13 protein-coding genes are annotated in these 12,918 nt (G+C 41.1%); 9 read left to right on the plus strand and 4 right to left on the minus strand.

Annotation, left to right across the window (positions count from 1 at the left end; genetic code table 11):
• Nucleotides 1-212: 212 nt before the first annotated feature.
• Nucleotides 213-389: a hypothetical protein gene (locus RMY27_RS22285; RefSeq protein WP_322666879.1), complete on the plus strand. Its 177-nt coding sequence runs from the start codon at nucleotides 213-215 to the stop codon at nucleotides 387-389.
• 473 nt (nucleotides 390-862) lie between these two features.
• On the plus strand, nucleotides 863-2,443 hold the full coding sequence (locus RMY27_RS22290) for a B12-binding domain-containing radical SAM protein (protein ID WP_322666881.1): 1,581 nt from the start codon (nucleotides 863-865) through the stop codon (nucleotides 2,441-2,443).
• A 102-nt stretch (nucleotides 2,444-2,545) separates the two neighbouring features.
• Here the strand turns inward: RMY27_RS22290 and RMY27_RS22295 are convergent, their stop codons facing one another.
• Nucleotides 2,546-3,412 (minus strand): calcium-binding protein, encoded by an 867-nt coding sequence (locus RMY27_RS22295; RefSeq protein WP_322666883.1) that lies wholly within the window; start codon nucleotides 3,410-3,412, stop codon nucleotides 2,546-2,548.
• 24 nt (nucleotides 3,413-3,436) lie between these two features.
• Between RMY27_RS22295 and RMY27_RS22300 the strand changes: the two genes are divergently transcribed.
• On the plus strand, nucleotides 3,437-3,589 hold the full coding sequence (locus RMY27_RS22300; RefSeq protein WP_322666885.1) for a hypothetical protein: 153 nt from the start codon (nucleotides 3,437-3,439) through the stop codon (nucleotides 3,587-3,589).
• A 117-nt stretch (nucleotides 3,590-3,706) separates the two neighbouring features.
• Here the strand turns inward: RMY27_RS22300 and RMY27_RS22305 are convergent, their stop codons facing one another.
• Complete coding sequence (locus tag RMY27_RS22305; protein WP_322666887.1) at nucleotides 3,707-4,972, minus strand: glycosyltransferase family 4 protein; 1,266 nt, start codon at nucleotides 4,970-4,972, stop codon at nucleotides 3,707-3,709.
• 151 nt (nucleotides 4,973-5,123) lie between these two features.
• Here RMY27_RS22305 and RMY27_RS22310 point away from each other — a divergent pair, with 151 nt between their 5' ends.
• Genes RMY27_RS22310 through RMY27_RS22320 form a run of 3 tightly spaced genes read left to right on the plus strand, consistent with a single transcriptional unit; the run spans nucleotide 5,124 to nucleotide 6,518 of the window.
• Complete coding sequence (locus RMY27_RS22310; protein WP_322666889.1) at nucleotides 5,124-5,861, plus strand: DUF429 domain-containing protein; 738 nt, start codon at nucleotides 5,124-5,126, stop codon at nucleotides 5,859-5,861.
• A gap of 37 nt (nucleotides 5,862-5,898) precedes the next feature.
• Nucleotides 5,899-6,354, plus strand: coding sequence for a DUF29 domain-containing protein (locus tag RMY27_RS22315; RefSeq protein WP_322666891.1), 456 nt, complete (start codon nucleotides 5,899-5,901; stop codon nucleotides 6,352-6,354).
• 23 nt (nucleotides 6,355-6,377) lie between these two features.
• Nucleotides 6,378-6,518, plus strand: a complete 141-nt coding sequence (locus RMY27_RS22320; protein WP_322666893.1) for a hypothetical protein — start codon at nucleotides 6,378-6,380, stop codon at nucleotides 6,516-6,518.
• Nucleotides 6,519-6,531: 13 nt separating this feature from the next.
• On the opposite strand, the gene glgP is transcribed toward RMY27_RS22320, so the two are convergent.
• Together glgP and RMY27_RS22330 are read right to left on the minus strand one after the other, a co-directional pair.
• Nucleotides 6,532-9,096 carry an alpha-glucan family phosphorylase gene (gene glgP / locus RMY27_RS22325; RefSeq protein WP_322666895.1) on the minus strand — a complete coding sequence of 855 codons (2,565 nt, stop codon included), beginning with the start codon at nucleotides 9,094-9,096 and terminating at the stop codon, nucleotides 6,532-6,534.
• Between the two features lie 719 nt (nucleotides 9,097-9,815).
• Nucleotides 9,816-10,139, minus strand: a complete 324-nt coding sequence (locus RMY27_RS22330) for a hypothetical protein (protein ID WP_322666897.1) — start codon at nucleotides 10,137-10,139, stop codon at nucleotides 9,816-9,818.
• Between the two features lie 585 nt (nucleotides 10,140-10,724).
• Between RMY27_RS22330 and RMY27_RS22335 the strand changes: the two genes are divergently transcribed.
• The 3 genes from RMY27_RS22335 (at nucleotide 10,725) to RMY27_RS22345 (ending at nucleotide 12,786) form a co-directional block, all read left to right on the plus strand.
• The gene (locus tag RMY27_RS22335) at nucleotides 10,725-10,853 is read left to right on the plus strand and encodes a hypothetical protein (protein ID WP_256091202.1); all 129 of its coding nucleotides are present in this window, start codon (nucleotides 10,725-10,727) and stop codon (nucleotides 10,851-10,853) included.
• A 659-nt stretch (nucleotides 10,854-11,512) separates the two neighbouring features.
• On the plus strand, nucleotides 11,513-12,214 hold the full coding sequence (locus tag RMY27_RS22340) for an acyltransferase (RefSeq protein WP_322666898.1): 702 nt from the start codon (nucleotides 11,513-11,515) through the stop codon (nucleotides 12,212-12,214).
• A gap of 455 nt (nucleotides 12,215-12,669) precedes the next feature.
• The gene (locus RMY27_RS22345; RefSeq protein ID WP_041566417.1) at nucleotides 12,670-12,786 is read left to right on the plus strand and encodes a photosystem II reaction center protein I; all 117 of its coding nucleotides are present in this window, start codon (nucleotides 12,670-12,672) and stop codon (nucleotides 12,784-12,786) included.
• The last annotated feature ends 132 nt before the right edge of the window (nucleotides 12,787-12,918 follow it).

Here is a 12,918-nt window from a genome sequence, read left to right on the forward strand (position 1 = left end):
GTGGGGTAAAACCCTGGTTAATCAGCTATTTCAGACTTGTGTGTACACCGTAGCCCTTGGGGAGAGAGGCTGTGGGTGAGGACAAAACGTTCTCACCAAGCGGGTTTCACGTTAAATTGACACCAATGAAGGCTTTGCACCCCGACTTTCGACTTATAGAGTGGGCATTGTAAAGCTTGACTGTAGTTTGTTGTAAATAAAAAGCCGATGCAATGGCATGGCCGCTCAATGTAATGGCATGGCCGCTCGATGTAATGGCATGGCCGCTCGATGTAATGGCATGGCCGCTTGATGTAATGGCATGGCCGCTCGATGTAATGGCATGGCCGCTTGATGTAATGGCATGGCCGCTTGATGTAATGGCATTGCAAAAGGTTGCGTTTACATAACACAACAATAGAAATACTCAACTACAAAACGCCGTAATGAAAGCTTTTTCTCCTCATCAAAGCAGTTTATGTACTTTTGATTTACAAAAATAGACAAAATTTAAATTTTTTTCAGAGAAAGTAGCAGTAACCTCAACATTATGAGTTAATTTTTTCACTCAGGAGAGTCTGCTGATGAAAGCTTTACTACTCTGATCTATAAAAATGCTCAATTATTTCTGGATTTACTAGCAGACGATTGGTCTGGCAGTTTTTCGTTTCACAAATCCGCCATTATATTTTATAACAACGGCGGTAATCCTGCTAGCTGACTACAAAATTATCTTTGACGATGCAAATGTCTATCTAAAAATAGATAGAGCAAAAATAAAGCTAGTGGGATCGTAGCATCATCTCTGCAATGACCATCCAAAACTCGGATTTGTCAAAAGTAAAAAATTTTTCAACCAAAATTTAATTAGAGGACTACAGCAATGAAAGTACTCTTACTTTACCCCCGCTTTCCTAAAACGTTTTGGTCTTACGACGAATTCATGAAAATAGCGGGACTTAAAGCATTTATTCCACCGTTAGGGATTTTGACTGTTGCTGCGATGCTACCAACAGACTGGGAAGTTCGGTTTTATGACCGCAATGTTAACCAAGAAACGGATGCTGATTGGCAATGGTGCGACATCGTGATTCTTTCTGCCATGCTTGCACAGAAAGAAGACTTTCTCGCCCAAATTCACAAAGCAGCCCAACTAGGGAAAAAAGTTGCTGTGGGTGGCCCTTATCCAACCTCAGTGCCAGAACCTGCCGAAAAAGCAGGAGCTAACTATTTGATTTTAGATGAAGGAGAGATTACAGTTCCGCAATTTTTAGATGCGATCGCTAAAGGTGAAAAACAAGGAACCTTCCGCGCTCTTGAAAAACCAGATGTCACCCAAAGCCCCATCCCCCGCTTTGATTTACTCAAGCGAGATGATTACTTAATGATGGCAATCCAGTTTTCTCGCGGTTGTCCTTTTGAATGCGAATTCTGTGACATCATCAATTTATACGGTCGCAAACCACGGACTAAAGAACCCAGTCAAACCCTAGCAGAACTCCAAACCCTTTATGATTTAGGCTGGCGCGGATCTCTGTTCGTAGTGGATGATAACTTCATTGGCAATAAACGCAATGTAAAACGTCTTTTACAAGAGTTAATTCCGTGGATGCAGGAACATAATTATCCCTTCACCTTCCTGACTGAAGCTTCCGTCAACCTAGCAGAAGACACTGAGCTATTAGAACTAATGGCTAAAGCTGGTTTCTACGCAGTCTTTTTGGGTATTGAAACACCAGACCAAGACAGCCTGCAAGTGACTCGCAAGTTTCAAAATACCCGCAATCCCCTGTTAGAAGCCTGTCGTACCATCAATCAAGCTGGATTATTAATCTATGCAGGATTTATCATTGGTTTTGATGGAGAAAAAACTGGCGCTGGGGAGCGAATTCAAGCTTTTATTGAAGAAACTAGCATTCCTCAACCGATGCTAGGTATACTGCAAGCCCTTCCCAATACTGCCCTCTGGGAAAGACTAAAACGAGAGGAGCGATTATTAGAAGGATTTGGAGGTTTAGAGACGGGGGATCAGAATTCCTTAATGAATTTTGTTCCTACCCGTCCGATGGCTGAAGTTGCTAAAGAATATTTAGAGGCAATTTGGAGAATGTACGAACCCAAAAACTATCTCCGACGTTGTTTTGAACAGTGCCTTAAGATTACACCTAATCCCCAACTACAGCAGACAATGTATTTTCCTCCTGGCAAAGGACTGCGACTACTTGCACACTTACTCTGGCGACAAGGTTGGCAACGGCAAGAAATTCGCGGTCAATTTTGGCAACAGCTTTGGGCTATTCTTTGCACCAAGCCGCAATTTGTGAATATGTATTTGGGTTTATGTGCTGCTGGCGAGCATTTTTGGGAATATCGCCTTTTAGCCAGAGAGCGCATTACTGAGCAATTAGGATTTGATCCCCTGACTACGCCTACACCTGTTGAAAAACCATTAGTCACAATTTAATATTAGTTGATTGTTCAGCGATCGCTAATGTGTTTTTATTGTGTTTTTATCAATAGCGATCGCATAAATTATGCTCACAAAAACTAAACTTTTAAATTCGATTTACCTTTGAGCCAAACCTACCTGTCCACCAATTAGCCCCAAAAATCCAGTTCCAAAGTGCTGAATCTCCAAAAAGCTTGCTTGCTCCGGCGATGTTTTGTAAATTCGGAATGTTTTCATAATTCCTAAAGTAGCAGCACTTTCTAGAGGCCCAACAAAACTAATATCTCGGTTCAGAAAATAGGTTTGATTAGCCCAGTAAGCCATTTGATTTGCATTTAAAAAGTAGCAGCCTGCGTGAGGATTGAGGGCACGACGAAAGGTAATTGGTGCATTCATGATTGCACCATTGAGTTCCTGTTGCTCCTGTATATTTTGAAAAGGAGCAGTTACTCGCAAAGCCAAATCCCCATCAATATAAGCTTTGTGAACCAAACCGTGGGGAGAGACTTCATAACGATTTGGCTGGAGCAAATTTAAATCGCCCGCTTGTTGAGTAAACCAGTTTAATTTTATAAAAAACCAAGGGTCATGAATAATTAAGTCATCTTCAAGAAAGCAGTAATAATCATACTGACCGATACAGGTTTGCAGAATAGCTTGGCACTCAAACCCCAAAAGTAGAGGTTCTACATTAGTAGAATGATGCTTATATAAATGGGATGGTAAGGGAAGCTGATTCAGAAGATGATTATCTTGAGTTGTACAAATAACAATATCTAGTTCGTGAGACTGCGGCTGATTAGCAGGGAAAGCTAGTCGTTGAGCAATGTTGATAATACTTTGAGATTTGCCAAATAATTGATGTAAAGCAGTAATGCTTTTAGTTAACGCCTCCAAGCGAGGTTGGGGGTCTTTGCGTTGGGAAGCATGACGACCCTCATTGCTAGGTTTGAAAAAATGGGCAATGGTAAAAATAATTCGCATTTTCAATATCACTTTTATCTTTATTTGTCATTTGTACTAAGCTTAATTGTTGGTGCAGCCTCTCTAAGAGTTGTTGTCATTGGTCATTGGTCATTTGTACTAAGCTTAGTCGGTGGTACAGCCTCTCCAAACGTTGTATTGGTCATTTGTCGTTTGTCATTTGCTCAAGAGCAATAATTAATGATTAATCTACTTCTTGCAAAAGTCTTTATTTTCAAGCTTTTATTTGCACGTTTGCTTGAGGCAAAAAATATTTATGCAAGTGACAAATGACAAATGACCAATGACCAATGACTAATTTTTGCCAAATCCTTTAGAACTTGGGCGCTTTTTCAAATTATCAGAAGTTTTACCAGCGAACATCCATTGCAAATGCTGTGGTAACAGTCTCGCCAAATCATAACGCTTCAGAATTGTCTCTCGCGCATTCGCACGAATTGCTTTCATCTCTTGAGGATGATTCAGCGCCTCTTCAACCCGATTAGCAATATTCTGAGGAGAAAAGAAATCTACCAGCAGTCCATTCACCCCATCCTGTACGACCTCCAAGACTGGTGAAGTCTTAGAAGCTATTAGTAAACATCCTGCTGCCATTACTTCTAACATTGACCAAGATAAAACAAAAGGACGGGTTAAATAAACATGGGCAGAAGAAGCTTGCAAAACCTGAAGGTACTCATTGTAAGGAAGCCTATCTGTAAAGTGCAGTCTCGATAAATCCAAAGATGATTTTAATTTTTCTAACATTAATTGTTTATAAGTCTGACCATCGGGGAGATTTTTACCATAAGCAACCCGATCTTCTCCCACAACTACCACATGGCACTTAGGCCGTCGCTGCTGAATTAGCGCCACCGTTTCCATAAACTGCGGAAAACCTCTATAAGGTTCCATTCCTCGTCCTACATAAGTTACCAACTCTTCCACATGGGAAAGATCCAGATTTATTCTTGGTAAAACTAACTTTGCACCTGGTTTGGGAACAAAATAATTGGTATCAACACCATCATGAATTACAGTGAGTTTGCTATGATATTCTTTGGGAAACTGCTGACGCTGCCAATTGGTTGGAGAAAGTCCGCGATCGCAGCTATATAAATCAGTCAAAATCGGCGCATTTTTCACGCGGATACGGCATTCATCATCAGCATTCAACGGATCGTTGGGATCGAAATCTGCATCGGAACCGTGAGCGTGATAAAACCACTCGAAATAACACAATAATTCTGCTTTGGGAAAAACATCTTTCATAAATAAAGTCGGTCCCCAACCAGAATGACCATAAACTATATCTGGAAAGAAACCCTCGGATTTTAATTTTTCTGCCACGCGATAGACAGCTTGAGCGGTAAGAACAGCATTTTCCAGGTTGCGAACGTAGTGGTGAGTTTGAGGCGCAGCTTCACGAGAAGGGGTATAAATAGCTTTGAAAACGCCAGGTATTTCCCCTTCACGACGATTTGTCCCAAAGACAACTTGGCAATTAGGATCTTTACCCAAAACTATTGCTAGGTTGCGAAATTGCGAGGGAAAATTGGGATGTAAAAATAAGATTTTCATTGGAATAATCTTGATTAATTTATTGCGAGATGAAATAAATTAAGACAATCTTTTTAAGATTATAAGATTATTTATCAAGATTTTGAGCAAGTAAATTTAGGTAAATGGTTGTCAGTAAATGCGAGAATAATCGCAAATTCGTGTTATTACAATGAAATTTATTGGCATTGATTTAGGCTGGCGATCGCAACCAAGTGGACTATGCTGTTTAGAATGGGTAGATGGACAACTGCAATTACTCGATTTAGACCGCAAAGAAGCCATTGCAGACATCCTCACCTGGATCGATCAAAGCGTCCAACCAGACGAACCAGCCATCATCGCCGTAGATGCACCTACCCTCATACCCAACGCCACCGGAAGCCGCCTCCCTGACAAACTTAGCCACAAGTACTTTGGCAAATATCATGCAGGTTGCTACCCAGCTAATCAAAACCTACCCTTCGCAGATCGCACCATCAACTTTGGCTTAGAATTAGAATCACGCGGTTTTGCCCACGCCCCCACCATAGAACCGCAAAAACTCAGCAGATATCAAATAGAAGTCTTTCCCCACCCAGCAATCGTTAACTTATTCAACTTAGAACGCATCCTCAAATACAAAAAAGGGCGCCTCAATGAGCGTCGCCTAGAATTAATCAAACTTCAAAATTATCTTCTCGATATCCTCCCCTCCTTTTCTCCTGCTCTGCGCTTCTGCGATAGCCCTACGTTCCTTCTGGAAATACCCACCACAGGCGCAGCCCTCAAAGCAATCGAAGATAAACTGGATAGCCTAATTTGCGCTTACGTTGCTGCATACTGGTGGTATTGGGGAGAAGAACGTAATTTGGTATTAGGCGATCGCACTACTGGTTACATTGTCATCCCTCAAAGAATGTTAGCTTAAAATTGTAATCTCGTAAGATTTAACTCAAAGAGGTTTTATGCAAAGAGTTAGTTCTAACTTGAGTTTAAAAGAGCTTTATGAAATTGATGATCATCTCTGGTTAGAGGAAACAATCAAGCTATTGAAAGCTAACCATTTAGAAGAACTAGATTTAGAAAATTTAATTGAGGAGCTAGAAAATTTGGGTCGTAGAGACAAAGCCAAGGTTGCTAGTTTATTAGAACAAATTATTAGACACCTTTTATTATTACAATATTGGACAGAAGAAACTCAATATAATTCTGGACATTGGAAAGCAGAAATTAGAAGTTTCAGGAATCAATTAAAACGTAACTTAACAACGAATTTATATCAATACTTAGAAAATGAATTAGCATCAATTTATGATGATGCCTTAGGATATGTAATTGAGAAAAGTGATGGCAAACTAGATAACTTACCTCAATCTTGTAGTTACACTTTAGAACAGCTACTAGATATTAACTATCTATAGCCGTAGTCACACAGATTAGGACAGTGTTGATTGCTCAAAGTCCTGAAAAAACTGGATTTTTACTCAGCACTCAGCACTCAGCACTTAGCTATAGCAGAAAATGTTTAACAGAAAAGGCGTTGCTAAACTTAAGTCAGCAACGCCTAATCTTGAGTATTCAATAACTACTCAATACTCTTACTCTGCCCAAGCAATCAACCTTGGTTCATAAGGATTAGCCAGATTTTTATTTTTCGGCAATACACGCAAAGACAAGCCTTGTAAACCAGAAGCGGTATAGATGATATTACCAGTGTAAATACTCAATTGCTGTCCATCTTCGCCTTGGTAATCCATCACCACTGGCACAGCGTTGACAATATCACCATTGGCATCGATCGCACCTTGATATAACTCCACCTGCACATCATCATTCGTCAAAGTTGCCAAGTCAACCTTGGCTTTGACAGCAACGGTTTGGTTAACCTCAATGTCTGAAGCTGCCGATACATCAACATCTTTGATTCTGATGTTGAACCAGTGTTCGCTTAGTTTTTCTTTCCAAGCAGCTAGTTCTTTCGCTGGAGCATAGTTATCAACAGTCAGGGTATGATAGCGATCGCTAGCTGGGAAATAAGCCCTTTGTGCATATTCTCCTACCATCCGCGCTGTATTAAAGAACGGACAATTCAACCGAATTGCATCCTTCATTTTGGCAACCCACGGACGGGGCAAACCATCAGTATCCCGATGTTCATAAAATAGCGGTACAACTTCCTTCTCTAACAACTCGTAGAGAGCGTTGGCTTCTACTTCATCCTGGTAGTTGGGATCGTCGTAATTCTCTCCATGTCCAATCGCCCAGCCTGTGCGGACGTAATCAGCTTCATCCCACCAGCCATCTAGTACACTTAAATTCGGCAAGCCATTCATTGCTGCTTTCATGCCACTGGTACCAGAAGCTTCTCTTGGACGACGCGGTGTATTTAACCAGATATCGCAACCCGCAACCATCAACCGGGAGATGTGAATGTCGTAATTGGGAACAAACACTACCTGTTTTTCTAAACGCTGTTCACGGATAAAGTGATTAATCTCGCGGATCAACTCTTTGCCGGGAATATCCTTGGGATGTGCCTTACCAGCAATCACAAATTGCACTTTCCGGTCTTTGTTAGCCAGTAAAAGCCGCTTAATCCGCTCCAAATCGCGCATCCAAAGGGTGGCACGTTTGTAGGTGGCAAAGCGACGGGCAAAACCAATGGTGAAAGCGTAAGGATCTAAAACTTCTTGGGCTTGGGTAATTTCGGAAGCGGAAGCGCCGCGATCGGTTAAATGCTTAACCAAATGGTCACGCACATACAAAATCATATCTAAGCGGCAGCGTTCGTGATTGCGCCACAACTCTTCATCGGGTATGGCGTCCATCCGCTCCCACAATGGGCTATCTGGTGCTGCTGATGACCAATTTGGGCCGAGGTAGCGATCGTACAATTCTTGAGTCGATTTGGCCACACAACTCCGAGCATGAACACCGTTGGTAATTGCTGCGATCGGCACTTCCTCCACTGGCACTTTCTGCCATAAGCCCTGGAACATTTGCCGCGATACCACACCATGCAGTTGTGCGACACCGTTAGAAAATGTTGCCATTTTCAGCGCCAGCACTGCCATACTGAAAGGCCCAGATAAATCGCCTGTATTCTCACGCCCCAGTCCTAAAAATTGCTCTTTGGGCAACCCAAATATCTCTGCATAGTACCCCAGATAGTGCAGCATTTTGTCGGGAGCGAACAAGTCAATTCCTGCCGGTACTGGCGTGTGGGTAGTAAAGATATTACTGGAAGCCACTACCTGTCTAGCTTGGGGATAATTCAGTCCTTCTTCCTGAATCAGCAAGCGGATGCGTTCTAAAGCAGAAAAGGCGGCGTGGCCTTCATTCATGTGGTAAGCGGTAACTTTCAACCCCAAAGCTTTGAGCATTTGCACACCACCGATCCCCAGCATGATTTCCTGGTGGATACGCATATCGATGTCGCCACCATACAGTTGATCTGTGATGTCGTGGTCGTAAGTGTTGTTGGGTTCAATGTTAGTGTCCAGGAGATACAGGGGAACCGTTCCTACCTGTACGCGCCAAACTCTGGCATATACCTTACGTCCTGGATAATCTACCGCAATCCGCAGTTCTGAACCATCGGCATTGCGCTCTAGATGCAAGGGCATATTGTAGAAATCGTTGAGCAAGTAGCGTTCTTGCTGCCAGCCATCGGCATTGAGATACTGAGCAAAGTAGCCTTGCTGATACAGCAAACCTACACCGACAAGCGGTAAACCCAAGTCACTGGCAGATTTGAGGTGATCCCCCGCCAGAACGCCCAAACCCCCAGAATAGACGGGCAAACAATCTACAAGTCCAAATTCCGCCGAAAAATAGGCGTAGCATTCTTTCGGTTTCTGCTCGCGTTGTTTCTGATACCAGGTGCGCTCTTGCAAATAATCGTCTAACTGACGGTCAGCTCGATCCATTTGCGCTAAAAAGCCTTCATCTTCGACAACTTCCAGAAGCCGCGATTGAGAGATTGTACCCAACATTAACACTGGGTTATGATGGCTAGACTCCCACAGGTCAGAGTCTAAGCGACGAAATAAGTCTTTAGTATCAACGTTCCAATCCCAGTGCAAGTTATATGCCAGCCGCCGTAGTGGTTCGAGTCGCGGCGGTAGTGAAGGGGATACGTTAAATGTACGAATTGGCTGCATAAGTTGGCAAAACTCCAAGTTTAGCTATGGTTATTGTTTACTCTCTTTACCAATGTTGCCAATTCTTTATACAGTAGTTTGTGAAAAAGCGATGACTTTGTTAAGCATTGAGAATTATTTTTAACCTCGTTGCTAAAGTTTACACCAAGGTGTTTCTAATTCTATGCCTTACTCTGAGCCATGTACTTGGTATATCAAGATTTAATCATTTACTGGTATGTATCACTTAAAAAAATTCAATTTTGAATAAATAATTTATATTTATTTTAGTATTGCTTCCGGGGATCAATTCGAGATTCTTGACTGAGGGTGAAAATTCCCCATACCTGGGTCTAGTAAAGTTAAAATTTTTAATTATTTTTTAATAAAACTGCCCTGTCAAAGAAGGCAGTCCAGATAAAACGAGTTTCAAAAGCCTTGCATGAAAATCTTCTAAAGACTGGGATTTTCACTCAGCACTCAGCACTTTCAAGTCAGGAGCAGAAAGGAAACCCCATAAATAATCGGATGAAAGCCTTACCAAGCAGTTAATCAAGAAAACCGATGCCTGCGGTGGTCACTGACTTGTACTGAGCGCAGTCGAAGTAGCTTTGTCGTACCCCTCCGGGGAAGCAAGCTACGCGCAGCGTTTTATAGAGAAGTGCGGACTACGCCTACACTAACTACTTGGTATGAAATATTTGCACTACACTAGGAAAATAACTTATAAAGGTGTTATTTTATGCACCTAGTGAAGGCTGATCTTTAGTACTTTTTGTCATTGTCAGAGCTACAGCTGCTGCATAAGCCAGTTCCGCTGCCATTTGATAAGCAAGTTTGATACTTGATGAAGTGTCCTTGGCTTTAGGAGATGGGGAAGCTTTTTTTCGGCGCGACTCTTGTTTGACATCACCTGCTGCAATAGCTCGCTGTAAAATTATCCAGGCATCTAGGTCTTCTGAGTCATAATTCCCTTGAAGCTGCGATCGCAGTTGATCTTCGGCTACAACACTCAGATAGCCGATAGTTAGAGCTTCTTGTACAATTTCTTTAATTAAAGCCATAATTTGAACCAAGTGTGTGAGTTAAAACCGATACCTCAATTTGGAAAATTAGATGTTTTTTTGTGATTTATCCTCGAAACTAAGCTACTTTTAGCTTTCTTTTAATAAAATTTATAATAAGTAGTAACAAGCACGCATCACCCGCTTGGCTCACCCATTCGGGTGATTTATAAATTTTTAGATATCAGTAATAGGGAAGAGGAAAATTTTCAGCTACTTTAGCTTTTTAACGAAGAGGGTGTCACAAGTATAGTAGATATCATTCTGAGTTTAACGCCTAATTATAAAATAGTAACGGTAGAAATATAGACAAAAATGCTAATAACCACTTACAACATTTTTAAATTTCCGGCCTGAATGAATGCCATTTAAGTGTATAAAAGTATTTCAAAGTAGCGATTGCTCTAGTAAAAAAGTTAACTTACTTCTACCATTATCATCAACAATAAATCTGGAAATCAACTAAGTTGGTGAGAGTGTTCCACTAAAAATAAAATGTGTTATCGTTAAAAACAATTGTTATTAAAAACCATTCATGTCATTACAAACTTGAATTGGTTAGTCTGTAAATCATCCGTGTGCAACATGATTGGAGCAGCATACTCTAGAAATTCGTTGCAAGAAAGCCGTCATAGCAGTCGGGGAAGCGCTTACTTGTTTGCACCGATGGTTAACTTCAATGTGATGGCTGATGTGGGAGATAATCCACCTTAATTGGATTTTTTGGGCAAAAATACCCAGAAAAATCCAACAATAATTACATTGTTATGCTAGGCATAAATTTTATCTAAACTTTAAATATAGTCTAGTTAAATGTATTTTTTGTTGCAAAATAACTTTTGAAACGAAGTTGTTTCAAAAGAATAAAACAGCTCGAGAGGAAATAGCCTCAAGACAAACAACACTACCTCTATTTGCTTTAGGAGTGGTGTTAGCGGTAGCAAGCTTTTAAAATTTGCCAAAGAACCAAAACAGTAGTCTATCTAAATCAGCAAATTTTCCATCAGACAATTTAAAAGCCTGAGTTTTGACCCAGCAATGCACTAAATTGTTTTGTTAATTGATTTTGTGAAAAATAAGCCAAACTTTTACGTGCATATAGTACAAAATCTGCTAACGAATTAACGTAATTGTGCATATTACTTGAGTAATTCTACACACCTAGCCTCAAGAATTGCTCGCATAGTCAGAGCCAGACTATGGTTTTTCAAATGTTGGAAACCATCTAAAAATCTTAGGAAATTTTGGTGATCTTGATACCTTAGCTCATGTATTAATACACACAGAGCCTATTGGTATTGACAGAAGATTAGAATACAGCCAAAACAACTTTCAACACTGTCAACAACAATTGATTAAAGAGATATGTAGCCATGCAGAACGAGCAATATTTTTCCAAATTGCAGCGCATGCAAGAACTTTTAGTAACTACAGTGTTAGGAGATATTCCAACACTTCTTCTCGGTCCAAAGTTGCGTAATTTAGGATATCGTAGTATCTTTAGCCAGATAGGCAGTCCAGTATATATTCAAAATGGTGTTGAATTTAACGGTACTTCTTGTATTGAGATCGGCGCAGGAGTCTATATTTTCAAGGGTGTGCGGATGGATGCAAGAGGACACAAAAATAATAGAATTCATCTAGGAAATAGAGTCGCGATTGAGCGTAACGTTGATATAGGGTGTTTGGAAGATACGTATATACATATTGATGAAGACACTTTCATTGCTCCCAACGTGTGTATTGAGGGGCCAGGAGACATTAAAATTGGTAAACACTGCTTGATTGCCGCCCACTCAGGGATATATGCCAATAATCATAATTTTGCCGATCCGATGGAGCTAATTAAATACCAAGGTGTTACTCGCAAGGGAATTGTGATTGAGGATGATTGTTGGCTAGGACATGGAGTAACAGTATTAGATGGCGTTACTATCGGCAAAGGCAGCGTTATTGGTGCGGGAGCAGTTGTTAATAGAGATATTCCTCCTTTTTCTGTTGCTGTCGGCATACCTGCACGAGTAATCAAAAACCGAACTGGCAAAGATATAGCCAAGCTTCAAGTTAAGACATAGGGCATTGGGAGTGCTGAGTGCTGAGTGCTGAGTTAAGAGTTAAGAGTTAAGAGTTTTGTTTACCCCATTGTCCCCTTGTCCCCCTCATCCATCTCCCCTGCTTCCTTGTCTCCACCTTCCTTATTCCCCACTCAGTACTCAGCACTCAGCACTCCCGAAGGGTATGGGGAATAGTAACTATCCCCTGTAACCTGTTGCCTTTTTTGGGAAACCTTTGCCATCAGTCAACGTCACAATGGTAAACGTCTCTGAGTTACTTTCTTAAGGGCATCTACAAGTCAGACAACTTACATCTTGTACGTTATTAATAACCGTAGGATAAGCATTGCTAGTCCTGAGTCCCCATAGTCCTCTCAAAAAGGGACGAGATTTGGGTAATATAAAGTAGCTATCTTTTCTGCATTGCAGATACTGAAAGAAAAGCTTTCTTTGTTTTACCCGTTGGAGATATTTCTATGCTGACTTTAAAAATCGCTGTTTATATTGTTGTTGCCTTCTTCGTAACTATCTTCATCTTCGGATTTTTGTCGAACGATCCAGCTCGTAACCCCGGCCGTCGGGACTTAGAGTAAAAGGGCGATAAATCATCCGCGACTTTGGAAGGCGGAAAATACTAAACGCCACAGAAACTTACTAAGCGAAAATTTAGTAAGTTTCTTCCTCCAAGTAGCTTGCTGTAGGTAGCAGAAGGCGACAGTCGGAAG

The organism is Nostoc sp. DedQUE09, assembly GCF_034530915.1.
GTDB lineage: Bacteria > Cyanobacteriota > Cyanobacteriia > Cyanobacteriales > Nostocaceae > Nostoc.